Raw genomic sequence first — 24,677 nt, 5'->3', positions numbered from 1 at the left:
ATGGGAAGACTATCCACTTCCATTTTACCAAACGGAAAGGTGTTTTTCTGTCAAGAACGAGATTTTTCAATAAGAAATCCTAGTCATATCAAGGCTTAACACTAATTTTCAAGGTGCGAAAGTTGAGTAAAGAATTTTAAAAAAAGCCAAAGGATAATGGTGGAAAATGTCGAAGAATAAAGTAGAAGTTTCTTTTACATAAGCCGTAAGGTATGAAAACATAATGGTAGGTGAGGAAATGGAAGAGGGTAAGCAAAAGAAAAACGAAGAAAGCAAAAACAAACGCCGGGTTTTCCCGCGCAAGAAAGAGAAGCAGGAGGAATCGGGCGTTGCGGGGCAGCCGCAAACGGACAAGCCTAAATTCGGCATCCGCAGCGCGGGAGCGCAGCTGGGCAGAATGAATCCGGCCAAATCCGTCGGGGTCAAGCTATTTTTGATCTTTTTCACGGCCATCGTCGCCTTTGTCCTGATTTTAGGCCTTATGTCGTATAACAAGGCCCGGAGCACCATTCAGGCGAATGCCGCGAATTCGAACAAACAAACGATCATCCAAACGTCCGAGAAGCTGGATATCATCCTGAAGCAATACGAGGACATCGCGCTGCAGATCTTTTTCGATCCGGAAACGCAAAATCTGTTGACCGATTTGTCTGCCGGCCAAGCGAGCGCTTACGACCTGTTCGTGCTGAACGAAGAAATCGGCAAAAAACTGAGCAATCAGGTCAACAGCAACAATACCATCAAAGCGCTTTACCTGATCCCGCCGGAAGAAGGCCACAATCCGATCGTCAGCGGAAGCCCGGGCACGGACTCGGCTCAAGTCCGCGAAGCGGCCTGGTATAAAAAAGTCCTGAACGAAAATAAATCGACATGGGTGACGTCCGAAAAAGGAAAAGACGGCGGCATGAACTTCAAATTGGTTCGCCCGCTGCAAAGCCTGAGCCGCGGCGGAAAGCCGTACGTCGTTGTCGTCGAGCTGAAAACGTCGACGATCGAAGAGCAATTCAAAGCGATCAACATGGGCGAAGGCAGCAAGCTGCAGCTGATTTCGGGCGACAACAAAGTGGTTGCTTCCAACCAGGACGGAGAAGCAGGCCTCGATTCCGTGTTTACGTTCATGAAGGAACAAAAGGATGCGGCGAAAAGCCTCGATACCGAAGACGACAAGGGCCATAAGATGCTGGCCGTATACAACACGCTGGAAGTCAACGGCTGGAGGCTGGTAGGAACCGTTCCAACCGAGCTGCTGGTCAAAGATGCGCGGGGCATTTTGCTGATGACGCTCGGATTCGTGGTCGGGGTCGTGATCATCGCGATTCTCATCGGCTGGTGGATGGTTCTGATGATCGCCAAACCTCTCAGCGGATTGAAAGACCTCATGATCGAGGGATCCAAAGGCAACCTCAAGGTGCGCACCAGCCATAAATCCTCGGACGAGATCGGCGAGCTTGGAGCCAGCTTCAACCTGATGATGGACCAAATCACGAAGCTCGTGGAACAGACGAACACGACGGCCAGAGCCGTTCTGGAGACGGCGGGCGAACTGACGGATGCCTCCCGCAAAACCGCGATCTCGGCCAAGGAAATCGCCATCGCCACAGAGGAAATCGCCAACGGCGCCAGCAGTTTGGCCACCGAAGCCGAACGCGGCAACGAGCTGACCGAAAATATTTCGCGGCAAATGCAAATCGTCGTCTCCGCCAATGAAGAAATGAGCAGCGCCGCCCATCATGTCGAGCAGTCCAGCCAGCGGGGAACCAGCCATCTCGGCGAATTGATGGAAAAAACGCATCAGACGGAGGATATGACCCGTTCGTTGATGGCGAAAGTCGATAATCTGAAGCAATCGACCCAATCGATCAACAAGGTGCTTGACGTGCTGCAAAACATTACGAAACAGACGAACATTTTGTCCCTTAACGCTACAATCGAAGCCGCCCGGGCAGGAGCCGCAGGCAAAGGTTTCATGGTCGTGGCCGATGAAATCCGCCAGCTTGCGGACCAATCGAGGCAGTCCATTAACATGGTCGGCCAGATCACCGGCAAAATCATGGACGAAATGAACGAAACGGTCCTGGCCCTGCAGGAAGCCCGTCCGTTATTCCAGCAGCAGATGGATTCGGTGAAAGAAACAAACGATATTTTCGTCTCCGTACAGGAGCAGATGGGCGATTTCACGAAACGCCTCGATTCCGTGACGCAATCGATCGAAACGTTGAATCAGTCGCAGGTCATTTTGTCCGAGGCGATGAGCAACGTAAGCGCGGTGGCCGAAGAATCCTCCGCCACTTCGGAAGAAGTCGCTTCGCTCAGCAATGAGCAGCAAAACATCGGGGACCACCTGGTTCAGCTTTCGGCGAAGCTGGAAAACGTTTCGCTCGAGCTGAAAGAAACGCTGTCCCGTTTTACGCTGTAACGAGTCTATGTGCAAGCCGTCCCGCCGGATTTATCCGGCTTTGGGGGACGGCTTTTTTTGCATGCAGAATAGCCTCCCGCCAAGGCCGATTGGAACCGATGGAATAAGGACATAATGGAAAAAAACGTCGAAAAAGGACCGGTGCTCTATGTTATTGAAACAAAAACAGCGTATTTTTTACGGATTGGTCATCCTGACGGGGATTTTGGTCGTGCTTATTTTGCGCCTGGCGTATGTCCAGCTCGTGTTCCGCGCTTCGAGTCTGCCGCACAGCAAGTACACGCTGCAGGAAATGTCCGTGCTGCAAAGGGAACGGGGCGTCGTGCTCGATTCCGGAAGGGGGAACGTCTATGACCGCAACGGAAAACCGCTCACCGGAAAAACCGTTTCGGCGGCAGTGTTGTTCCCGGTGGACCGCAAGTCGCTCGAAAACAAAGACGGCCGGTTGAATCCCGTGGCCCGGGCGCTCGGCGTCGATTCGGAGCGGCTTGCAACATTGTGGGGACGGCTAAGCGTGCCGTTGCTGTGGAAAGGGGATTCCGGCAGCGCGCCGCTGGCCCTGACGGAACAACAAGCCAAGCGGATATCGGCGCTGGAATTCAGCGGTCTCGAGGTTCTGCCCTACACGGAGCGGTATGAAAACCGGCCGAACGGCATGCAGTGGCTCGGATACCTGACGGATGTGCCGGGGCAAATGCAAATGCCCCATACCGGTTATGCTTTCCGGGAGGGGGCTGCGGGACTCGAAAAAACGATGGAGCCGATATTGCGCGGCGTCGGACCGACGACCGTCTATTATACGGTCGATGGCTTGAACCGGGCCATTCCGGGCACGGGCATCCAATTAAAATCGCCCAACAATCCGTATTATCCGCTGCGGCTTACGTCCACGATCGACCTTGAGCTGCAGAGGGACATCGAAAAGCTGACGGAAAAAGCCGGGATGAAGGAAGGGGCCGTCGTTTTGCTCGATGCAAGCAATGCCGACGTCATTGCGATGTTATCCCGTCCTTTTTACAATCCGCTGAACGTTGATCCGAAGCAGGGGGCATGGAATAACAGGGCGGTTCAGGCGACCGCGCCGGGCTCGATTTTTAAGACGGTCACGGCTGCGGCCGCATTGGAAGCCGGAGTTACGAGCGTAGACGAATCCTTTTACTGTTCGGGCAAATATGCCAGATACGGGTTGTCTTGTTGGAAAGCGACAGGCCATGGGGCGCTGACGCTGGAGCAGGCATTCGCCCAATCCTCCAACGTCGTTTTTGCGGAGCTCGGGGAACGGATGGCCGGGGAAGAGCTGGAGTCGACGGCAAGGAAACTCGGACTGGGGCGGACGGTCGGATGGGAAGCCAAAGACATGCTAGGCATGCCTGTCATGAGGCCGTTGGATCATGAGGAGAAGGGGATGGTATTTTCAAGCGAACAGGCGGCTTCGGACGGCGGGGTCCGAGCGCAATCCGGGATCGGGCAAAGGGATGTGCGCGTAACGCCGCTGCAGGCGGCCAACCTCGTGGTCACCCTGCTGCATGACGGGCAAGTCCGGGCGCCCCGGCTCCTCCATCATGTCTCCTACGCCAACGGCCAGCTCATGAAGGAGTTCAAGCCCCATTTCGCCCCATCGAATGCCGGCAGCATCCGGCCGGAAACGGCCCGCCTGCTGACCGCGTGGATGAGAACGGTCGTGACGGACGGAACGGGGAAATCGCTGATGCATGCCAAATGGAAGCTCGCAGGCAAGTCCGGGACGGCTCAAGTCAAAGTCCAGGGACAACCGCGCAACAATCAGTGGTTTATCGGTTATGGACCGGTCGAGCATCCCCGATATGCGCTGGCCGTGCTGTTTCAAAACATGAAAGAGGGAGGCAGCAATCAAGCCACCTCCCTGTTCGGGGATATTATGAATCTGCTCGCTTCCCGGAGCGCTTAGTTTCCTGCGGGGCAGGCGCGCTCATTTCGAACGGGGAGACGTCGAATTCTTCCTGCGGCAAGCGGATCCAGCGCTGCAAATACCCCTGCTGCAGGAGTTCCTTGAGCAAAATCAGCAGAACCGGCGAAAGGATGAGGCCGGCGACGCCGAAGATCGAAAGCGAAATAATCATGAACGACAGCATGAGGAACGCGGACGAAATGCCGATGGAGTTGCCGGTAATTCTCGGCTCGAGCAGCTGGCGCGTCAGCAGGACGACCACCAGCAGGATGCACAAACCGATCGCCAAACTGATGTTGCCGACGATAAACAGGTACACGATCCACGGAATCAAAATGACCGGAACGCCCACGAGCGGCAAAATGTCGAATATGGCGCAGACGAGCGCAAGCGAAAGTTCGTTCCCGGTGCCCAAAATCAGCAGGCCCACGTAAATCAAAACGAACGTGATCAGCACCATGAGCATCTGTGCTTTAATATAGGAACCGATGGCTTTCAGCACGTAAGTGGTCAAAAACGTATAAGCGTTTTTTAACGTTTTCGGAGACTTGTCCTTCACGATTTTGCGCCAGCCGCCGATCTCCGTGCTGAGGAAAAAGGCGAGAATGATCGCGATGCCGAAATTGGCCATAAACGTGGAGAACGAGCTGAAGAGCGATACCATATACTTTAAGAAGCTGGTTGCCCATCCGGTCGCATACTCCGTGAATTTTTTAAAGTTTTCGTTCATCTTGTCGGTGATGTCCGGAGGAAGCGCCTCGATTTTATGCTGGAGGAATGCGGTCGTTTTTCCAAATGCCGTTTGGATCATTTTCGTGTATTGGGGCAAATTATCTTGGACTTGGGCGATTTGGGAAACGACGATCAGTCCGATGCCGAACAAAATCCCCAGGATGACAAGCACGAACAACAGAACGGAAACAGCCGCTGCAATCGTTTTGGGAAGACCTCTCCGGTTCAGGAATTTGGCCAGAGGTTCGATCATGAAAAACACGAGAAAGGATAAAAAAACGGGCGCCGCGATCTGATACAGTTTGCTGAAGACATACATGACGAGCAAAACGGTCAGCACGATCATCCCGATGTCGAGAAAGGTCCTCCAATATTTTTTATACAGCGGAAGCATGAACAAAAATCACTCCTAAGCATATGTATTTGATGGGACAACTAAAATAAAATAAAAATATCAATTCGATGGTTAAAAAAATGCCTATTTCTTGAGCGGCTGTGATAAAATAAAAGATAGCGCCTTTATATTTTGCAGCACTTCCGCTCGAATATCGTCCGTATTTCTTTTTAGGCAGCGATAGCTGGTGCTCACATTCATTTTATAGAGATACCTGCCTTTCGGCAAGTCAAAGTCAATCAGAGAAAAGTGGGGATTATGACATGCAGACTTTGCTGCTTTGGTTGTTCTATATTTCATCTTTTTATGCGTTCATCCCTGGACTCATTACCCGCATATTCGGGTTCCGCGTTTTTCGGAGAGGTTCCACCGAGCATGCATACGCGCTGACCTTCGACGACGGCCCCGATCCGCAATACACGCCCCAGCTGCTGGATTTGCTCAAAAAATACGATGCCAAGGCAACCTTTTTCGTTGTCGGGTCTCATGCCGAACAAAATCCGGAGCTGGTGAAACGCATGTACGACGAAGGCCATCTGATCGGGATTCATAACTACGTTCACAAGTCCAATTGGTTCATGCGGCCTGCGACCGTCACGAAACAAATTATGAAGACCGATAAGATCATCCATTCGATCACCGGCGAGCGCTCCTCGTATTACCGTCCCCCTTGGGGGATCGTCAACCTCTTCGATTTGAACAAAAAACGCAGCGGCAATTTTAAAATCGTGCTCTGGTCCGCGATGTTCGGCGACTGGAGGGAAAGGATCGGTGCCGACAAGCTGACGGAACGGATGCTTCAGAAGCTTCATCCGGGAGAAGTCCTGCTGCTTCACGATTGCGGAACGACCGCAGGGGCCAATCCCGACGCGCCGCGGCAGATGTTGATCGCGCTGGAGCGCGTGCTTGAAGAAGCCAAACGCCAAGGGTTGAAAAGCATCAGGGTAGACGACATGATTAAAGCGAAGGAAAACGCTCCGGAAAAAAACGTGTCCCTTTCCAAACTGGCCATCGTCAAGTTGTGGCTCGTGTGGGAAACGGTATTCCACAAAATGTTCCGGCTGAAAACCGTCAATCCGTATGATCCGATGCTGCATTACAGAATACGCAAATACGGCGGACAGAAGATCGAGCTTGACGAAGGAACGGTCCTCGAAAAAGGCGATCGGGTCGTCGAACTTCATTTCGACAACGAAAAACTGTTCCGCTTCGGCGTAAGGTCGCGCTCGGCGGTCCATCTGGCCATACATCTGATCCGCACGATGGAAAAGGAGCTGCCGGCGCTTGCCCAGTGCATTCTGGAGGATCCGGAGGCGGTGGATGCCAAGGCGCTATACGGCGTGACCATGGTCAATCGCGGGCCGGAGCAGTTCGGGTTCCGGATCGTGGATTTGAAGGACGGGCTCTTTTCAACCTCTTCACGGCTTTATTTGAAATTTTTACTTAGCGTCATCCACCCGTCCGGACAATCCCGCCTGAAGGAGCAGTCGCGGCAGCTGGTACCGAAAATGCTGCTGATGCCGATCGGCGAATTTTTGGAGCGTTATGCCGAAAGCGGTTCGCACCGCCGCCATCATGAATCCAAACGCAGACGCGGCGAGCAGCCGGAGCCAAACGAACCGAGCGATCTAAGTTTGGCAGCGGCGCAAGGGCTTGAAAGCTCGACGCCGGCCATTTAGTGCACGAAACGTCAAACCCCCGCCAATGAGCCAAAGGGCTAGGCGGGGGTTTTTGTTGTGGCCCGGCAAAAAGGGGCAGCGTCTCCGGTATCAAGTACCGAAGCGCTGCCCCTTGAACATGTATGAATGATTAGATTTTCATGACGCCGCCTTGGCTGGCGTTGGTTACCAGTTTGGAGTAGCGGGCCAGATAACCTGTTTTGACTTTCGGCTCGAAGCCTTTCCATTTCGAGCGGCGGGCCGCCATTTCCTCGTCGCTGATATGAAGCTCGATTTTGCGGTTGTTGAGATCGAGCTCGATGATGTCGCCGTCTTCAACGAAAGCGATCGGGCCGCCTTCGGCAGCTTCCGGAGAAATATGCCCGATGCTGATGCCGCGGGAAGCGCCGGAGAAACGTCCGTCGGTGATCAAGCCGACTTTGGCGCCAAGGCCCATGCCGACGATTTGCGAAGTAGGCGCGAGCATTTCCGGCATGCCTGGTCCGCCTTTCGGGCCTTCATAACGGATGACGACGACCATGCCTTCCTTGACTTTGCCGTTTGCGATGCCTTCCAGCGCCTCGTCCTGGGAGTCGAAGCAGATCGCAGGACCTTTATGGTATCCGCCGACCGACGGATCCACCGCGCCGACCTTGATGATCGAACCTTCCGGTGCCAGGTTGCCGTACAATACGGCCAAACCGCCGCGCTCGGAGTAGGGCTGGTCGATCGGATGGATGACGTTTTTGTCGAGAATTTCGCAGCCGGCCACGTTTTCGGCCAGCGTTTTGCCCGTTACGGTGATGCAATCGCCGTGGAGGGCGCCCGGTTTTTTCAGAAGCTCATGCAATACCGCGCTCACGCCGCCGGCCGTATGCACGTCTTCGATGAAGTAATCGGAAGCCGGTGCCAGCTTGGAAATGTGGGGCACGCGGTTCGCCACTTCGTTGATGCGTTCCAGCGGATAGTCGATGCCTGCTTCCTGGGCCAGCGCCAACGTATGCAGCACGGTGTTGGTGGAACCGCCCATCGCCATGTCGAGGGCAAAGGCGTTGTCGATCGCTTCCAGCGTCACGATGTCGCGCGGCTTCAGGTCCATTTTGACGAGTTCCATCAGCTGGCGTGCCGATTGTTTCACGAATTCCCTGCGTTCTTCGGCGACGGCGAGGATCGTGCCGTTGCCAGGCATGGCCAGGCCGAGCGCTTCCGCCAGGCAGTTCATGGAGTTGGCCGTGAACATGCCGGAGCAGGAGCCGCAGGTCGGACAGCCGTATTGTTCGAGCTCGAGCAGGTCGTCGTTGGAAATTTTGCCGACCTGGTGGGCGCCGACGCCTTCAAACACGGAAGTCAGCGAAAGTCGGCGGCCTTTGCTGTCCACGCCGGCTTTCATCGGACCGCCGCTGACGAAGATGGTCGGGATGTTGACGCGCAGCGCGCCCATCAGCATGCCCGGCGTGATTTTGTCGCAGTTCGGGATGCAGACCATGCCGTCGAACCAGTGGGCGGATACGACGGTTTCCAGGGAGTCCGCGATAATTTCGCGGCTTGGGAGCGAATAACGCATGCCGATATGTCCCATCGCGATTCCGTCGTCGACGCCGATGGTGTTGAATTCGAACGGAACGCCGCCGGCTTCGCGGATCGCTTCCTTCACCAGCTTGCCGAATTCCTGGAGATGCACGTGTCCCGGAACGATGTCGATATAGGAGTTGCAGACGGCGATGAACGGTTTGCCGAAATCCTCCTCTTTGACGCCAGCTGCACGCAGCAAGCTGCGGTGCGGAGCGCGGTCAAAGCCTTTTTTGATCATGTCTGAACGCATTTTTTTAGGTGCCATGGTGTCTCTTCCCCCTACTTTAGAAAAAATATGATTGCTTCTCGCTTTAGCGCGGTTACTGAGAAAAGTGCCCGAATAAACGATTTATATGAGTCTATCACAAAATGAAAGCTTTTTCTAGCAGTCAATCCGAAGCCAACCGCGGCGCAGCGGCGAAAAAGGGCGAAAAAGGCATCCCCGCCCGGCAAGCCGGAAGGGAGATGCCTTTTTTTGCCGATATCCCGGCGAAACCGGGACATATTCGCTGATTTGGGGCTCGCCCGCATCAAGTTTTGCCCAAGGCGATCCGTTCCAGGCGCAAGATCCATCCCACTTGGGGTTCGATGACCCGATAGGCGGCCTTTTTAACGAAAGGTTGGGCGAGAACGCAAGCCATCAGCACGGCCCCCGCAAGGAGGACGGCGGCCCCGGCCGGATGGCGGATATAGCCGTAAAGCCCCAAAGCTGCGGCCAGTCGGACGATGATGCCATGGAGGAGAAACACGTACAGCGTACGCCTGCCCAGATCGGTGAGACGGCCATGGCGGAACGGGATCCAGCCGAGAAATGCCGCCCCCGACGCCGATTGCAGGCCGTACAGGGCAAGCCGGTATGCGCCGGCATACCATTCTTGATGCCCCAGCTGCAGGTAAGTCTGGCTGCCGAACAGCCAGCCCTCGGGCAAGCGGATTCCGTGGAAAGCGATGACGGCAAGTAGAGCCGCGGATAGCGCCGCGGCGCCGATTTTTTTGAGGGGCGTAACCCGGCGCTTGAATGCGGCGAACGAAAAATGATAGCCGATCACGAAAAACGGCAGGTACACGAACGTCCGGCTTATGCTTAACCAGGTCCCGTCCAGCGGCAAATAACCGACCAGGACGCCCAGGATCAAGGAGATGGAGCATTGGGCTGCGGGAGCAAACCTGCGCATCGAAAGCATGAGCAGCCGCCACGCCATGTGGCTGGCCAAAAACCAGAGCATCAGGTAGGGAACGAAAAACGAATGGCGAATGTCCGGGGCCTTGAACAAAACCACGTCCAGAAGCGAATACAGGCTTTGGAAAATGATGTACTGCAGGCCGATCTGCAGCAGCGCCTTCCGGCCTTCCGGCCCGCCGAGCCCGCCTTTGGCAAAATACCCGGTGACGAACACGAACAGGGGCATATGATAGGTATAAATCCATGAATACAGCGCATGCAGGCCGTCCATTTGGCGGATCAGCGGCTCGGCGGCATTGGCGATGCAGACGGTCAGGATCAGAATGAACCGCAAATTCAGAAAATAGGTTTCCCCTTCCCGGGGCAGCGTGTTGTCCATGATGATGACTCCCTCCAGATCGTTGACACCTTAAAATTACTACGCTTTTCGGATTATTGTCGTGATTTATTTCACATATAAAACGCTGCCATTTCCTTAAAATATGCCAACCCGATGAAGGGTTTACGTATTGACAACCCATCCTCCTGCGCCGACAATAGGTACAGACTTGAGGATTTTGCAAAAATCCCAAAAGCGGCTTTTAATTCAGCAATCGATAGGGCGGGTGGTTCGGTTCGTCTCTATATTGCTTAACCGGCACCCTGGAGCGGACGGAAACGAATTTTGCAAAATCCCGACTTCAATAAGGAAGGGGACTTTTATGCAGCAGGATACAGCATTTGCGGGTCCTGAACTGGTTACTTTCGGCGAAAGCATGGGACTCTTTACGGCACAGGATACCCGGGGATTGGAGTACGCTTCGACGCTTCACAAATCGTTCGGCGGGGCGGAAAGCAACGTGGCGATCGGGGTGGCGCGGCTGGGCCGGCGGGCAGGCTGGTTCGGGGCGCTGGGCCGCGATCCGATCGGGACGATGATACATAAATCGATTCGGGGCGAGGGCGTCGACGTGTCGCGGGCCGTTTTTAACGGCGAGGCGCCGACGGGACTGATGATTCGCGAAAACACGGCGGGCAAGTCGTCGGTATATTATTACCGCAAAAATTCCGCGGCAAGCCTGCTCCGGCCGGAGCAGCTGGACGCGGCGTACATCCAGAGCGCCAAAATCCTTCACGTGACGGGCATCACGGCCGCGATCAGCCCTTCGGCTTTGGCTTGCGTCGACAGAGCAATGGATCTTGCGCGGGACGCCGGGGTCAAAGTAAGCTTCGACCCGAATTTGCGGCTGAAGCTGTGGACGCTGGAGGAAGCGCGCGGCGTGCTGCTGAGGCTGGCGGAGAAGGCGGATTATTTTCTGCCCGGGCTGGACGAGCTGAAGCTGTTGTACGACACGGAGGACGATAAAGCGGTATTCGAGCGGCTTTCCCGGCTGAACGCGGTTTCCGTAATCAAGGGCGGTCCGGATTTGACCTACGTGCTTGAGGATGGTACCCTGACGGAAGTTCCGTATTTCAAAGCGGACCAGGTGCTGGACACGGTCGGGGCCGGAGACGGCTTTTGCGCGGGTTTCATCGCCGGACTTTTGAAAGGGCATTCAACGGTAGAAGCGGTGCGTCTTGGAAATTTGACCGGCTCTCTGGTCATTCAGGCCGTCGGAGATTGGGAAGCGCTGCCAACATGGGAGCAGGTTGAGGCGAAACTGGAGCGCAGGATGCACATCGAAAGGTAATCATTCCATAGACATCGTGACAGGATTTCCATATAATGAGTGAAAAGGAGCGTATGATTGTGAAAAAACTCCAAATATTACAAAAAATCATCGATAACGGCGTCGTGGCCGTGTTGCGCGGCGATTCCGCCGACCAAGTGTTTGCGATGGCCGAGGCGGCGATTGCCGGGGGCATCAAAGTGATCGAGGTGACCTTGACGGTGCCGGGCGCGCTGCAGGCGATCGAAAAGCTGAGCCGCATGTACAGCTGGAAGACGGAAGATCCGGACAAATTCGCCGTCATCGGCGCTGGCACGGTGCTCGAGCCGCAAACGGCGAGAGCCGCGATCATGTCCGGGGCCGAATTCGTGGTCGGACCGTCGCTCAACCCGGAAACCGTTAAAATATGCAATTTGTACCGCGTGCCGATCATGCCCGGCGTCATGACCATCGCCGAGGTTCAGCACGCGCTCGAGCTGGGCGTGGACATCGTGAAGCTGTTCCCGGGGAACCTGTACGAGCCGGGGATCATCAAGACGATGAAAGGACCGATGCCGCAGGCGAACTTTATGCCGACGGGCGGCGTATCGCTTTCCAACCTGAAGGATTGGATTCAAGGCGGTGCGGTGGCCGTGGGGATCGGTTCGGATTTGACGAACGAAGCCGTCAAGACGGGCAACATGGACCTGGTGCGCAGCAAAGCCGAGCAGTATATGCAAGCTTACCGCGAAGCGAAACGTTAACGCGGCCCGCGGTGCCCGCGAAGGCCGCAAGCAGCGGCGATGCGCCGCTCTCCATGCGGCTTCTGGCAGCCTGCCTTCCCTGGAGGAGGCAGGCTGATCATGTCTTTCGTCCGCTTTTTTGCGTCATTTTCGGGCAAAAGGGTTACCGTTGTCTAAGGACCCCATAATGACGGATCCGATCAAGTGTGGAGGTGCACAAAGGGTGCAAAAGATCGAAACATTGGCCTCTTGGATTGAGCAAAGCGACAACATCGTTTTTTTCGGCGGAGCGGGTACCTCGACAGAGAGCGGCATCCCCGATTTCCGCTCCGCCGCGGGATTGTACCAAACGGAGCAGCATTCCCCGTACCCGCCGGAGCAGATGCTCAGCCGTTCTTTTTTCATGAAAATGCCGGAAATCTTTTTCGACTTTTACCGCAGCAAAATGCTTCATCCCGACGCCAAACCGAACGGTTGCCATAGATTGTTGGCCAAGCTGGAGGCGCAGGGCAAGCTGAAGGCCATCGTGACGCAAAACATCGACGGCTTGCATCAGCAGGCCGGGAGCGAGGAAGTTCTGGAGCTGCACGGCTCCGTTCACCGCAATTACTGCATGGGCTGCCGCCGTTTTTTCGGGCTGGAGCAGGTGATGGCGAGCAAGCATCTGGTTCCCCGCTGCCCGTACTGCCAAGGGATCGTGAAGCCGGACGTCGTTTTGTACGAGGAGGCGCTGGACCAGCAAGTGCTGATCAGCGCCATGGACGCGATCGCGAATGCGGATTTGCTGCTGATCGGCGGGACGTCGCTGACGGTGCATCCGGCCGCCGAACTCGTTTCTTATTTTAAAGGGACCCGCTCGGTCTTGCTGAACATGGACCCGACCCCGTACGACAAAAGGGCGGATTTGATCATCAACGATAAAATCGGGGAAGTCATGGATCAGGTGGGCCGGTTGTTGGGCATTTAAGCGTTTTGCCGGCGCGATGCAAAAGAGCTATGCTTTTGAAAGCAAGCGGTAATGTACCTTAATAACAGAAAGGCGGATTGCTATGGCTTACACACCAAACGAAGCACGTTATGACGAGATGATCTATAACCGTTGCGGCCGTTCGGGCCTCAAGCTTCCTGCCATCTCCCTTGGCCTCTGGCATAATTTCGGCGGGGTGAACACGTTCGAAAATGCCCGGAGTATGGTTACGCGCGCGTTTGACCTTGGCATCACCCATTTCGACCTGGCGAACAATTACGGGCCGCCTCCAGGCTCCGCGGAAGAAACGTTCGGCAAAATATTAAAGCAGGATTTGCACGGGCATCGGGACGAGCTGATCGTGTCCACGAAGGCCGGATACCATATGTGGCCCGGTCCTTACGGGGAATGGGGCTCGCGCAAATACATGCTGTCGAGCCTGGACCAGAGCTTGAAGCGGCTTGGCATGGATTACGTGGACATCTTCTACTCCCACCGCTTCGACCCGGATACGCCGCTGGAGGAAACGATGATGGCGCTGGACCATGCCGTGCGTTCCGGCAAGGCTTTGTACGTCGGCATTTCCAATTATTCCGCTGAACAAACTGCGGAGGCCATTTCGATCCTGAAGTCTTTGGGCACCCCGCTGCTGATCCATCAGCCCAGCTATTCCATGCTGAACCGCTGGATCGAAAACGGCCTGCAGGACGTTTTGGCCGACAACGGCGTCGGCAGCATCGCTTTTACCCCGCTTCAGCAGGGTCTGCTCACGAACAAATATTTGAACGGCGTTCCGGAGGACTCCCGGGCGGCCAGCTCGTCCGTGTTCCTGAACGCGCAGGACATCACGCCGGAAGCGTTGCGCAAAATCCGCGCCCTGAACCAGCTTGCGGCTGCCCGCGGGCAAAGCCTGGCACAGCTGGCGCTCGCCTGGGTGCTTCGCGGCGGGAAGGTGACGTCGGCGCTGATCGGCGCAAGCCGCGTCAGCCAAATCGAAGACAACGTGGCGGCGCTGAAAAACCTGGACTTCAGCCAAGAGGAGCTGGACCGGATCGAGGCGATACTGAAAACGGAAAACGAGTCATGAATGTAAGCAACCCGCTGCTTCCTTTAGAGGAACAGCGGGTTTTTGCATGATGGATTCCGGTTTTAACGGCGGCTTTCCGGGCCGGCGCCCGGCGAAGCGGCGATCCGGTCGCGGTAGTGGCTCGGGGAATAGCCGCAAAGCCGTTTGAATTGCCTGGAAAAATAAAGGGCGTCCGTCAATCCGACGGAAGCGGCGATTTGCTCGATCGAGAGCTCGGGGCGTTCCCGCAGGAGTTGGCGCGACTTATCGATTCTCAGCTTAAGCAAATAGGTGACGGGGGACATGCCGGTTTCCTTTTTGAAAATCCGGGACAGGTAGGCGCGATTATATCCCAAGCTTTCGCTCATCTGTTCAATGGACACGGGATGCGCGTATTGGGCCGATAAATAATGGATCATTTGCTTGACGGTGCGCCGCACCTGGGATTCGGTGCCGGTCAGGCCCGTTTCGTCCGTAAGCAGGTCCTTCGCTTCGGCAAAAATAAGATACAGATGCCCCAGCGCCGCCATATCCGCGCTTTCCTTCTTGCCGTAAAACGCTTGCGAAATCCGGCGGATCGCCTCGGGGATAAAGCTTTCGCCGCCCGTTGCGAGCACCGACTGCCCTCCGGCAAACCCGGCCGACTCGACAAGCGCCTTCGCCGCGCTTCCGGAAAACGCCGTCCAGCGGTAGCGCCACGGATCCTTTGCGTCGGACGCATAGCTGACAAGGCGCCCCGGGTGGATCAGGAAGCAGCTGCCGGCCCCCAGCTCGTACGTATGCTGCTCCGACCGGAACTGGCCGCGGCCGCTTTCGACGTAATGCAACAAATAATAATCATATATTTTTGGCCCGACCACATGCTGCGGTTTGGTTTGGCTTTCGCCGGCAAACAGCACGCGCAGCGGGCTTTGTTCATGATAAACCGGATTGGATGCGACGCTGTAGCTTTCCTGAACGGCCATGGCCGGACCTCCTTTTAGACGGTTCAACTTTTTGCGAGAATCTTGGGCTTCACATGTTATTATAGATTTCGAAGTCACATAAATCCATAGCAAGCAAACATAATTGCATTAACAGGGATGCCTTTGTTTTTTATACTTAAACCAGAACGTCACCATAAGGAAAGGATGGGTGCATCACAAATGAACATTGAATCGCTTAAAAAGCAGTTTATCGAAAAATACGGGGAATCCGCGCAGGACATCCGCGTATTTTTGGCACCGGGCCGGGTGAACCTGATCGGGGAGCATATCGATTATAACGGAGGATACGTGATGCCTGCGGCGCTGGAATTCGGGACCACTTTGCTTGCGCGCCGGCGGGAAGACGATCACATCCGTCTGGCCACGACCAATTTTCCGTACGAAAAAGAACTGAGCCTGAGCGAAATCGGCCGGGAAAAAACGGGGGAATGGGTCGACTACGCGATTGGCGTCATGGTTGAAAATAAACAGGAGGGCTGCCCGGTTACGACGGGGTACGACCTGCTGTATCACGGCGAAATTCCGAACGGCGCCGGCCTTTCTTCGTCGGCATCGATCGAAGTGGTAACCGCGTTTGCGCTGCAAACGCTGGAGGGCTGCAATCCGGACACGGTAAACATCTCGCTGCTGTCGCAGCGGGCGGAAAACCGATACGTCGGCGTCAACTGCGGCATTATGGACCAGTTTGCCGTGGCGAACGGAAAACGCGACCACGCCATTTTGCTGATGTGCGACACGCTGGAATACAAACATGTGCCGTTCCGGACCGGGGCATATAAAATCGTCATCGGCAATACCAACAAACGAAGAGGCCTGGTGGATTCCGCATATAACGAGCGCAGGCAGCAGTGCGAGACGGCACTCGGCATTTTGAAGCAGCAAGCAGGCGGGCTGGAGTATTTGGCGGGGCTTACGCCGGAGCGGTTCGAAACGCTGAAAAACGGCATCGCCGATGAGACGGTGAGACGTCGGGCGCAGCATGTCGTGGAGGAAAACCGGCGGGTGCTGGATTCGGTGGAGGCGCTCAAAAACAACGATTTGCAGCGGTTCGGCGAACTGATGAACGCGTCGCATGATTCGCTCCGGGATTTATACGAGGTCAGCTGCGAAGAGCTGGACGTCATGGTGGAAGAGGCGCGGCGCATTCCCGGAACGCTCGGGGCGCGGATGACCGGCGCCGGATTCGGCGGATGCACGGTATCCCTGGTCCATGAGGACGACGTGGAAACGTTCGTGCGGCAGGTGGGCCAAGCCTATGAACAACGTACGGGCCTGAAGGCGGAGTTTTACGTTTGCGGTACGGGCGACGGCGTAAAAGAACTGAAGGAGGACAAATAAGATGGCGATTCTTGTAACGGGCGGAGCGGGGTATATCGGCTCCCATACGGTAGCGGCGCTTTTGGAACGCGGCGAGGAAGTGGTCGTGCTCGACAACTTGCAAACGGGGCACCGCGGAGCGCTGCTCGGCGGCAAACTGTATGAAGGCGACTTGCGCGACAAGGAGCTCCTTGCGAAATGTTTCGCCGAAAACGACATCGACGCGGTCATCCATTTTGCGGCCAATTCGCTTGTCGGGGAAAGCATGCAGAAACCGGTGAAATATTACGATAACAACGTATACGGGACGTTGTGCTTGCTGGAGGCGATGGATGCCGCAAACGTCCGCCGCATCGTGTTTTCTTCGACCGCAGCGACATACGGCGAGCCGGAACGGGTGCCGATTCAGGAAAGCGACCGGACGCAGCCGACCAACGTGTACGGCGAAACGAAGCTGATGATGGAACGGATGATGTCGTGGTTCGACCAGGTGCTTGGCATCAAATACGTCGCTTTGCGTTATTTTAACGCGGCAGGCGCGCATGACAGCGGCAAAATCGGCGAAGACCACCGTCCGGAAAGCCATCTGGTTCCGCTCGTGCTGCAAACGGCGCTGAAGCAGCGCGAAAGCATCGCCGTGTTCGGGGACGATTACCCGACGGAGGACGGCACCTGCATCCGCGACTACATTCATGTGAGCGATTTGGCCGACGCCCATCTGCTCGCGGTCGATTACCTTCGCAAAGGGGAAAGCAGCAACGTGTTCAACCTGGGCATCGGCACAGGTTTTTCGGTGAAGGAAGTGATCGAAACGGCGAAAACGGTGACGGGCCTCGACATTCCGGTCGTCATGCAGCCGCGCCGCGCCGGGGACCCGGCCGTTCTGGTCGCATCCTCGCAAAAGGCGAGGGAAGTGCTGGGCTGGAACCCGAAACGGGAAAAGCTGGAGGAGATCATTCAAAGCGCCTGGAACTGGCACCAAAGCCGTCCGAACGGCTATGGCGAGGAATAAGGAGGCACGGCGGTGAACATGAACGAAGCAAACGGAACAACGGAACAACAACAGGCGCTCGTAGCGATCGAACAGCTTGTCCGCTTTGCGCTCGAACGCCGGCTCCTTGAGCCGCTCGACGAAGATTACGGCCGCAATCTGCTGCTGGAGCTGTTCGGCTTCAGCGAGCCGTACCTCGGGGACGACAAGCCGGAGCCGATTCAAGGCCCGCAGCCGGCGCTGGACGTCCTGATCGGCTACGGCGTCCGCATCGGGCTTATTCCGGAGGACACGGACACGTACCGGGATTTGCTTGATGCCAAAATGATGGGCTGCCTCATGCCGCGGCCTTCCGAAGTAACCCGGGAATTTTTCAAGCTGAAGGAATCGGAAGGGATCGAAGCGGCGACTAGCCGGTTCTACGAACTGTCGGTGGATGCCAACTATATCCGCATGGACCGCGTGAACAAAAACGTCTATTGGCGGCATGAATCCGAGTACGGCGACATCGAGATCACGATCAACTTGTCCAAACCGGAAAAAAGCCCGAAGGAAATCGCCATGGCGAAGCTGCTGCCGCCTCCGGTGTATCCGAAATGCCAGCTGTGCCGCGAAAACGTCGGTTATGCCGGCAGGGTCAATCACCCGGCCCGCCAAAACCTGCGCGTCATTCCGCTTGAACTGAACGGCGAGCCTTGGTTTTTCCAATATTCGCCGTACGTATACTATAACGAGCATTGCATCGTGTTCCATCGCGACCATGTGCCGATGAAGCTGACGAAGGACACGTTCCGCCGGTTGCTGGCTTTCGTGGACGAATATCCGCATTATTTTATCGGCTCCAATGCCGATCTGCCGATCGTCGGCGGTTCGATCCTGACGCATGACCATTTCCAAGGGGGACGCCATACCTTCCCGATCCAAAACGCGCCGAAGGAAGCGGTTTTTGCGCATCCCGATTATGACGGCATCACGGTCAGCATCGTCAAATGGCCGATGTCCGTCCTGCGCCTGACCGGAAAAGACAGCGGCGTGCTGCTGGAGTTGGCCGACATGGTGTATGAATCGTGGAAACGGTACAGCGATCCGGCAGCGGATATTTTGGCTTTCAGCGAAGAAGGCGGGAAGCAGGTGCCGCATAACACGGTAACGCCGATCGTGCGCCGGACGCCGGGCGGGGAATACGAGATGGACCTCGTGCTGCGCAACAACCGGACCAGCGCGCAATTCCCGGCCGGGATATTCCACCCGCACGAGGAAATGCACCACATCAAAAAAGAAAACATCGGCTTGATCGAAGTGATGGGGCTTGCGATTTTGCCGGGACGACTGAAGGAAGAACTCGATTTGACGGCCGACATCCTTGCCGGGGACGAAGCGCTTTTCAAGGCCGTGAAGGAGCAGGAAGACCATCCTTTACGTTTGCATAAGCCATGGATCGAGCAAATGGCGGCGAAATACGGCATCGGCCGCAGCAAGGAAGAAGCCTGGAAACTGGTGCAGTCCGAGGTCGGGGACATTTTCGTCGAAATATTGGGCCATGCCGGAGTGTACAAAAGAACCGAAGCCGGGAAGGAAGCGTTTTTCCGGTTCGTGTCCCATCTGGGTTGCACGGCGGTTCAATAATTCCGGGCCGTTTGGGGCATGCTGAATCTATGCCGAAATTTCTAAAGCGATTCATCAAAAAAACGGGTCAAACCGCCTAAATCCTCGTATTCGGGGCTGGGCGGTTTGTTTTTTTTCGGAAGAGAGAGGTATAATAAACAAGCACAATCATTTTGACCCGGGAGGCGAATTTGCTGTGAATGCATTTGAATTCCATAATCCGACCAAGCTGATCTTCGGCAAAGGAAAGCTTGATACATTAAAAAGAGAAGTTCCGAAATACGGCAAAAACGTCCTGCTCGTATACGGTGGAGGCAGCATCAAACGCAGCGGCTTGTACGACGACGTGCATGCGCTGCTGAAGGAAATCGGCGCCGAGGTGACCGAGCTGAGCGGCGTGGAGCCGAACCCGCGTTTGGCGACGGTTCATAAAGGCGTGGATTTGTGCCGCGAGCATGGCATCGACCTGATTTTGGCCGTCGGCGGCGGCAGCGTCATCGACTGCGCGAAGGCGATTGCGGTCGGCGCCAAATACGACGGGGACATGTGGGATTTCGTCGAGCGCAAGGCGGTTCCGCAGGATGCGCTTCCGCTCGGCACCGTTTTGACGATTGCGGCTACCGGTTCGGAAATGAACGGCGGCTCCGTCATTACGAACGAGAAAACCCAGGAGAAAATGGGCTGGGGCAGCCCGCACGCGTATCCGGCGTTTTCGATTCTGGATCCGGTGAACACCTTTACGCTGCCAAAAGACCAAACGGTCTACGGCATGGTCGATATGATGTCGCACGTGCTGGAGCATTATTTCCATACGGAAACGAACACGCCGGTACAGGACGGCTTCTGCGAAACGATTTTGCGCACGGTCATCGACACGGCTCCGCGCCTGATCAACGACCTGCAAAATTACGAGGACCGCGCTACGATCATGTACTGCGGCACGATGGCGCTGAACGGCATTTTGAACATGGGGTATGCCGGCGACTGGGCGACCCACAACATCGAACACGCCGTCTCGGCCGTTTACGACATCCCGCACGGCGGCGGGCTGGCGATTTTGTTCCCGAACTGGATGAAATACAATCTTCATGCCAATCCAAGCCGGTTCAAACAGCTTGCCGTTAACGTCTTCCATATCGATCCGGCGGGCAAAAGCGATGAAGAGGTCGGGCTGGAAGGCATTCAGGCGCTGCGCGATTTCTGGAGCTCCATCGGTGCGCCGAGCCGGCTCGCGGACTACGGCATCGACGACAGCCAAATCGAGGTCATGGCCGAAAAAACGGTTCGTTTCGGGCCATTCGGCAAGTTCAGAACGCTCCATAAAGAAGATGTCGTCGAAATTTACAAGCTGTCGCTGTAGTCGCTAAAGGGACGACTTCATTTTTAAATCCATTTCAAGTAACGCGAATGACCCGCAATAAGAACGCATGCCATGCGATTTCTTGCGGGTCATTTTTTACGTCGATCCTATTTTTCTTCGGCACCTGATGCGGACATACAGGCCATTACAAGCCCCTTGACGGCTGATGGACACCGGCAAGGGGCTTGTAGAAATGCTGTCGGGGTGTAACCGTCAAATCGCGGAAGAATCCGGCTTCCCGTCTGGGGTGCTGCCGGAGTCGCTTGGCGCCGTCGCTCCGTTACCAGCCGAATTTCCTTGGCCCCGGAATCCGCCCGGGCGGCCTTGCCCGCGGCCGCCGCCGAAACCGCCGCCTCCGGCGGTCACGCCCGATTCGTTGACGTACGTGACCGCTTCGCCAAGTTTGAAGCTGACGATTTTCGTTCCGCCGGTCAGCTTGCCCTGGGCGTAAAGGCCGTCCTTCGCCGTACCGCTGGATTGGCCGCCCGTATAGAAGGCGTACGTGTTGCCGGACTTCAGGTCCGGCGTGGAAATCACGATGGACTGAATGTCTTTCGCCGGAGCAAAGCTCAGCACCGGCGTTCCTTTGCCGTCGGCCAAAGTCACCAGCGTGCCGGCCTTCACCGTGCCCGGGAACGTCATGAGCACCGAACGCTGCGACGAGGATTCCGACGGAGCCTGGGCCATCCCGGCGCTTCCCGCGGCAACCAGCAGGCCGCCGGATTGCTCGAACGTGCCGTCATAGTCGAGGGCGCCGTTGCCGTTAGATGCCGGGCCGTTCACCAGCACCGTGCCGCCGGTCATCGCGATGGAGCCGTTGGCGTCCAGGCCGTCGCCGCCCGCGTCCACGGTCAGGTAAGCGCCGCTGATCGTCAGTTTTGCGGTGCCGGCGCTGCCGCCAGGTCCGCCGGGCATGCCTTGGCCTGCCGGCGGCTGCGGCGGCGTGCCTGCGGCTCCATCCGCGTTTGGGCTTCCGCTCTGCGAGGAAATGCCGGCCGGAGCCTGATCGCCGCTCTGCGCCGAATCTCCGGCCGGCGGCTGGCCCGGCATGACTTCCGGCCGCTGGCCGCCAAACATGCCGCCCGGTCCTTCCGAGCTGCCGCTTCCGTCGGAAGCGTTGACGCCGTCATCGCTGGCCACGACGCGCACTTCGCCGCCGGAGAGGGTGATGTCCGCGGCTTCGATGCCTTCGTAGCTTTCCTTGATGTTCACTTTTCCGCCGGAAACGACGATCGATACGTCGGCATGGATTCCGTCATCGCCGGCGGCAAGATCAAAATCGCCGCCCGAAATCAAGATGCTGCCGTTGCTGTGCACCGTATCGTCGGCCGAATCGATGTTGAACGTTCCGCCCGACACCGCAATGCCAGCCTCGGCCTTGAGCCCTTTCATGCTGGCGGACTCGCTCTCCTCATCCGCCGTCTGGGCTGCTTCCGTTCCGGCTGAGGCGCTGCCGTCCTTGTTGGCGGCATGTTCATTCGCTTGGGACGCGGAACCGCTGCTTGAGGCAGAAGGTTTTTCGCTGTTCGCAGCGCCTGCTGCCGCATCTCCGCTGTCCTTGCCTTGAGCCTCAGCCTTTTCGCCTTGCGCCCCGGGCTCCGTCCGTCCACCGAAGTCCGGGCGTCCCATCGGCATTTCTTCCTCGTGCGGCTCGGCGTTCGCGCTGCCTCCTCCGGTTACCACGTCGTAGGTGCCGCCGTCGATCAGGAGCGAAGCGGCCGCCTGAAATCCGTCGCTGCCGGCTTCGATGCGGAAGGTTCCGTCCTCGATGAGCAGGTAACCCTTGTCCTTGTCGCCGTCATAGGTCGTCTTGAAGCCGTCGCCGCCGGCATTGACGTAAATGCTTCCGCCCTTGACCGCAGCCAGGTCGCGGCCGATGATTCCGTCGTCGGCTGCGTTGACGCTCAGCGTGCCGCCGACGATTTTGAGATCATCCTTGCTCGTGATGCCGTCTTTATAATTTCCCTGCACGGTCAGCTGCCCCGTGCCGTTGATCGTCAGATCGTCCTGGCTGAACAGCGCCGCCGTCGGGGCATCTTCCGATGTATCCGCATACTTGGTTCCGTCGGACAAGGTGTTTTCCGTTCCTTTGGCCAGCGTCACCACCGTTTTCCCGGCTTTTTTGACCTGGATCGCCGGGCCGTCCGGGCTCGCGATACGCGCTCCGTTCAGCACCAGACGCACGACATCGTCTTCGCCAGCGTCAACCGCGATGCTTCCTCCGGTCAACTTGCCGCTAACCACGTAAGTTCCGGCCGAGGAGATCGTGATCTTGCCGCCGCTCGCCTTTGCGCCCGCTCCGTCAACGGCCGCGCTGGCGCCGTTCAGCGTCACCTTCGTGGCCTTGCTCTCCTCCCAGTCCACGGTCGTATCGTCGCCGTCATATTGGGCAAGGTCTTTTATTTTCAGGCCCGCCAGCTGGGCATTGGCCTTGCTTGCATCCAGGGCTGCTTCCGCCGCTGCCGTGTCCGTTGATGTGCCGTCCGTCGCCGCCTTCGTGCCCGCGGCGCTGGTCGTGCAGCCGGAGGCCAGCATGGCGGACAGGATCAGAATTGCCGCAAATTTCGTTTTATAGGATGGTTTCATGGTGCGACCTCTTTTCGTTTAATATTCCTGCATCGCAGGGTTCATCGTCAGCGTAATGTCCAAGTTGCCGTTTCGGGTCCGGATGGCGTCCAAAAATTCCTTCTGGTTCGTCTGCGGCCCCATTTTTATCGAATACACCACCTCATACAAACTTCCGAGCTCGGCCGTTTTGACTTTTCTCAGCTCATACTCGACGTGGTGCCTGCGGAATACCTCTTCAAACGCTTCTTCGTAACCGAGATTTTCCGGAATGGTGATTTTGAGCGTTTTCAATTGGTCTTTCCTCGTGCCGAACTTGGCTTTGCCGAGCGCATACATCACCACGCACAAAATGACGGTAAACAAGACGGCGTAACCGAATGCCCCGACCCCGGCGGACAGCCCGGCCGCCATCGAAAACAACACGTAGGATATGTCCTTGGCATCGCCCGGCGCGCTTCGGAACCGAATGATGGAGAAGGCCCCCGCCAGGCTGAACGCCCGGGCGATGTTGCTGCCGATCAGCATGATGATGATCGCCACGATCGCCGGCAGGATGACCATCGTCAGCGTGAAGCTCTGCGAAAAAGCAGGCTGGGTTTTCATGTACGTAAAGCTGATGATGGCGCCCAGGACAATGGCGACGGCCAAGGTCAAAAGCGCGCGGGGTAACGATAAAGCGGTGTCCGCTGTGGACGCGTTCAAAATGGAATCGATCATAAAACAACTCTCTCCCTTTCTATGACTGGTGCATTTGCGTTTCGAATCGTTTTTTTGTACTCATTCCCGTACTTGGAAAAGCTGGTGCGGTACAATCGGTGCTCGGACAGCATTTTGGACAGCCACACCGGTACCGTTTTTTCGGCTTTGACTTCCATCAGCCATTGGCCCCGTTCCAGCAGCGGCTCGCCGTAATCGCCGGCTTCCAATCGAAGGTCATGGCGGCGCGAGCGGATGTGGGTATCGAAGGTGATCCGCAGATCCCGGTTGCCCTTGCAGAACAAGGCGATGCGGTCGTACGCCAGATAAACCATCGGTTGCAGCTCGTACCTGCTCAAAAAATATTCGATTTCGCTGATGACCTGCTTGTTCATGCCTTTCCGGAAGGCGGGAGGGGTGCCCGTCCGGACGAACTCGTAGGCTTCGCTTAGCTTGAGGGCGGTCCTTCTTTTGTTCACCAGGCCGAACACTTTTTTCTTCAGCTCCAAATAAACCTTGGCATCGCTGCCCGGCACGCCGTACGACCGGATACGCAGCTTTTCCCTGTATTTGGGCTTGGCCAGACTGGTACGGATGAGCGTGTGATGTTCGGTGTCGTAGTATAGGTTGCTGATGGTGTAAAACTTGTTGTCCTTGTTGTTTTCATCCGGTTCCATATAAGCCGTCAGGTCGTTGTAAATGTCGTAAAAAGCTTTGGTGTCCATCAGGTACTTGTTTTCGTACCGGTTAAAAACTTCAATCGCCATCGTCATTTCGCTCCTTTCGTCAGTAACGCCTCGCGGGGCATCGCCCTTCCATGTCTGTAGCTTAACGGCACAACCTTTAACGAAACTTAAACACGGCGATA

General features: G+C 56.4%; 18 protein-coding genes. 11 read left to right on the top strand and 7 right to left on the bottom strand.

Features of this window, described 5'->3' with window-relative positions; all coding sequences use genetic code 11:
• The first annotated feature begins 238 nt into the window (after positions 1–238).
• Together KI367_RS02870 and KI367_RS02865 are read left to right on the top strand one after the other, a co-directional pair.
• Positions 239–2,416 (top strand): methyl-accepting chemotaxis protein, encoded by a 2,178-nt coding sequence (locus KI367_RS02870; RefSeq protein ID WP_246536521.1) that lies wholly within the window; start codon positions 239–241, stop codon positions 2,414–2,416.
• Positions 2,417–2,564: 148 nt separating this feature from the next.
• Positions 2,565–4,343 carry a peptidoglycan D,D-transpeptidase FtsI family protein gene (locus KI367_RS02865; protein WP_036711283.1) on the top strand — a complete coding sequence of 593 codons (1,779 nt, stop codon included), beginning with the start codon at positions 2,565–2,567 and terminating at the stop codon, positions 4,341–4,343.
• On the opposite strand, the gene KI367_RS02860 is transcribed toward KI367_RS02865, so the two are convergent.
• Positions 4,312–5,469 carry an AI-2E family transporter gene (locus tag KI367_RS02860; RefSeq protein WP_036711285.1) on the bottom strand — a complete coding sequence of 386 codons (1,158 nt, stop codon included), beginning with the start codon at positions 5,467–5,469 and terminating at the stop codon, positions 4,312–4,314. The genes KI367_RS02865 and KI367_RS02860 overlap by 32 nt on opposite strands.
• 263 nt (positions 5,470–5,732) lie before the next feature.
• Between KI367_RS02860 and KI367_RS02855 the strand changes: the two genes are divergently transcribed.
• Positions 5,733–7,148 (top strand): polysaccharide deacetylase family protein, encoded by a 1,416-nt coding sequence (locus KI367_RS02855; protein WP_212947411.1) that lies wholly within the window; start codon positions 5,733–5,735, stop codon positions 7,146–7,148.
• A 130-nt stretch (positions 7,149–7,278) separates the two neighbouring features.
• On the opposite strand, the gene ilvD is transcribed toward KI367_RS02855, so the two are convergent.
• The gene (gene ilvD / locus KI367_RS02850; RefSeq protein WP_212947410.1) at positions 7,279–8,964 is read right to left on the bottom strand and encodes a dihydroxy-acid dehydratase; all 1,686 of its coding nucleotides are present in this window, start codon (positions 8,962–8,964) and stop codon (positions 7,279–7,281) included.
• Positions 8,965–9,229: 265 nt separating this feature from the next.
• Positions 9,230–10,261 (bottom strand): acyltransferase family protein, encoded by a 1,032-nt coding sequence (locus KI367_RS02845; RefSeq protein ID WP_212947408.1) that lies wholly within the window; start codon positions 10,259–10,261, stop codon positions 9,230–9,232.
• A 322-nt stretch (positions 10,262–10,583) separates the two neighbouring features.
• Between KI367_RS02845 and KI367_RS02840 the strand changes: the two genes are divergently transcribed.
• The 4 genes from KI367_RS02840 to mgrA all read left to right on the top strand — a co-directional run bounded on the left by KI367_RS02840 (position 10,584) and on the right by mgrA (position 14,307).
• On the top strand, positions 10,584–11,552 hold the full coding sequence (locus KI367_RS02840) for a sugar kinase (RefSeq protein WP_212947406.1): 969 nt from the start codon (positions 10,584–10,586) through the stop codon (positions 11,550–11,552).
• A gap of 59 nt (positions 11,553–11,611) precedes the next feature.
• Positions 11,612–12,274 carry a bifunctional 2-keto-4-hydroxyglutarate aldolase/2-keto-3-deoxy-6-phosphogluconate aldolase gene (locus KI367_RS02835; RefSeq protein WP_036711292.1) on the top strand — a complete coding sequence of 221 codons (663 nt, stop codon included), beginning with the start codon at positions 11,612–11,614 and terminating at the stop codon, positions 12,272–12,274.
• A 202-nt stretch (positions 12,275–12,476) separates the two neighbouring features.
• Entirely contained in the window at positions 12,477–13,220 is a 744-nt protein-coding gene (locus KI367_RS02830; protein WP_036711296.1) for an NAD-dependent protein deacylase, read from the top strand.
• A gap of 82 nt (positions 13,221–13,302) precedes the next feature.
• Positions 13,303–14,307 (top strand): L-glyceraldehyde 3-phosphate reductase, encoded by a 1,005-nt coding sequence (gene mgrA / locus KI367_RS02825; RefSeq protein ID WP_212947404.1) that lies wholly within the window; start codon positions 13,303–13,305, stop codon positions 14,305–14,307.
• Positions 14,308–14,369: 62 nt separating this feature from the next.
• On the opposite strand, the gene KI367_RS02820 is transcribed toward mgrA, so the two are convergent.
• A complete protein-coding gene (locus KI367_RS02820) occupies positions 14,370–15,251 on the bottom strand; it encodes an AraC family transcriptional regulator (RefSeq protein ID WP_212947403.1) in 882 nt (293 codons plus the stop codon).
• 180 nt (positions 15,252–15,431) lie between these two features.
• Here KI367_RS02820 and KI367_RS02815 point away from each other — a divergent pair, with 180 nt between their 5' ends.
• The 4 genes from KI367_RS02815 to KI367_RS02800 all read left to right on the top strand — a co-directional run bounded on the left by KI367_RS02815 (position 15,432) and on the right by KI367_RS02800 (position 20,545).
• Positions 15,432–16,610, top strand: coding sequence for a galactokinase (locus KI367_RS02815; protein ID WP_212947401.1), 1,179 nt, complete (start codon positions 15,432–15,434; stop codon positions 16,608–16,610).
• Position 16,611: 1 nt separating this feature from the next.
• The gene (galE, locus tag KI367_RS02810; protein ID WP_212947399.1) at positions 16,612–17,601 is read left to right on the top strand and encodes a UDP-glucose 4-epimerase GalE; all 990 of its coding nucleotides are present in this window, start codon (positions 16,612–16,614) and stop codon (positions 17,599–17,601) included.
• Between the two features lie 18 nt (positions 17,602–17,619).
• A complete protein-coding gene (locus KI367_RS02805; RefSeq protein ID WP_212947466.1) occupies positions 17,620–19,206 on the top strand; it encodes a UDP-glucose--hexose-1-phosphate uridylyltransferase in 1,587 nt (528 codons plus the stop codon).
• Positions 19,207–19,381: 175 nt separating this feature from the next.
• Positions 19,382–20,545 carry an iron-containing alcohol dehydrogenase gene (locus KI367_RS02800; protein ID WP_212947397.1) on the top strand — a complete coding sequence of 388 codons (1,164 nt, stop codon included), beginning with the start codon at positions 19,382–19,384 and terminating at the stop codon, positions 20,543–20,545.
• Between the two features lie 213 nt (positions 20,546–20,758).
• Here the strand turns inward: KI367_RS02800 and KI367_RS02795 are convergent, their stop codons facing one another.
• From KI367_RS02795 to KI367_RS02785, 3 genes are read right to left on the bottom strand one after another with little or no spacing between them, the layout of a single operon-like run.
• Positions 20,759–23,131, bottom strand: coding sequence for a carbohydrate-binding domain-containing protein (locus KI367_RS02795; protein ID WP_212947395.1), 2,373 nt, complete (start codon positions 23,129–23,131; stop codon positions 20,759–20,761).
• Positions 23,132–23,149: 18 nt separating this feature from the next.
• Entirely contained in the window at positions 23,150–23,830 is a 681-nt protein-coding gene (locus KI367_RS02790) for a DUF4956 domain-containing protein (protein WP_036714667.1), read from the bottom strand.
• Positions 23,827–24,576, bottom strand: a complete 750-nt coding sequence (locus KI367_RS02785; protein ID WP_212947393.1) for a polyphosphate polymerase domain-containing protein — start codon at positions 24,574–24,576, stop codon at positions 23,827–23,829. Before KI367_RS02785 ends, KI367_RS02790 begins: the two co-directional genes overlap by 4 nt.
• Between the last annotated feature and the right edge of the window lie 101 nt (positions 24,577–24,677).

The organism is Paenibacillus cookii (assembly GCF_018333375.1).
Taxonomy (GTDB): Bacteria; Bacillota; Bacilli; order Paenibacillales; family Paenibacillaceae; genus Paenibacillus_AQ; species Paenibacillus_AQ cookii.
The sequence above is the reverse complement of the archived record's forward strand: the minus strand, read 5'-3'. Positions and strand labels throughout refer to the sequence as shown.

Coding starts and splice junctions, on each gene's coding strand:
- KI367_RS02820 (WP_212947403.1), bottom strand. CDS start 15,251: ATGGCCGTTCAGGAAAGCTACAGCGTCGCATCCAATCCGGTTTATCAT.
- mgrA (WP_212947404.1), top strand. CDS start 13,303: ATGGCTTACACACCAAACGAAGCACGTTATGACGAGATGATCTATAAC.
- KI367_RS02870 (WP_246536521.1), top strand. CDS start 239: ATGGAAGAGGGTAAGCAAAAGAAAAACGAAGAAAGCAAAAACAAACGC.
- KI367_RS02865 (WP_036711283.1), top strand. CDS start 2,565: ATGTTATTGAAACAAAAACAGCGTATTTTTTACGGATTGGTCATCCTG.
- galE (WP_212947399.1), top strand. CDS start 16,612: ATGGCGATTCTTGTAACGGGCGGAGCGGGGTATATCGGCTCCCATACG.
- KI367_RS02845 (WP_212947408.1), bottom strand. CDS start 10,261: ATGGACAACACGCTGCCCCGGGAAGGGGAAACCTATTTTCTGAATTTG.
- KI367_RS02840 (WP_212947406.1), top strand. CDS start 10,584: ATGCAGCAGGATACAGCATTTGCGGGTCCTGAACTGGTTACTTTCGGC.
- KI367_RS02815 (WP_212947401.1), top strand. CDS start 15,432: ATGAACATTGAATCGCTTAAAAAGCAGTTTATCGAAAAATACGGGGAA.
- KI367_RS02795 (WP_212947395.1), bottom strand. CDS start 23,131: ATGAAACCATCCTATAAAACGAAATTTGCGGCAATTCTGATCCTGTCC.
- KI367_RS02855 (WP_212947411.1), top strand. CDS start 5,733: ATGCAGACTTTGCTGCTTTGGTTGTTCTATATTTCATCTTTTTATGCG.
- KI367_RS02790 (WP_036714667.1), bottom strand. CDS start 23,830: ATGATCGATTCCATTTTGAACGCGTCCACAGCGGACACCGCTTTATCG.
- KI367_RS02785 (WP_212947393.1), bottom strand. CDS start 24,576: ATGGCGATTGAAGTTTTTAACCGGTACGAAAACAAGTACCTGATGGAC.
- KI367_RS02860 (WP_036711285.1), bottom strand. CDS start 5,469: ATGCTTCCGCTGTATAAAAAATATTGGAGGACCTTTCTCGACATCGGG.
- KI367_RS02805 (WP_212947466.1), top strand. CDS start 17,620: ATGAACGAAGCAAACGGAACAACGGAACAACAACAGGCGCTCGTAGCG.
- ilvD (WP_212947410.1), bottom strand. CDS start 8,964: ATGGCACCTAAAAAAATGCGTTCAGACATGATCAAAAAAGGCTTTGAC.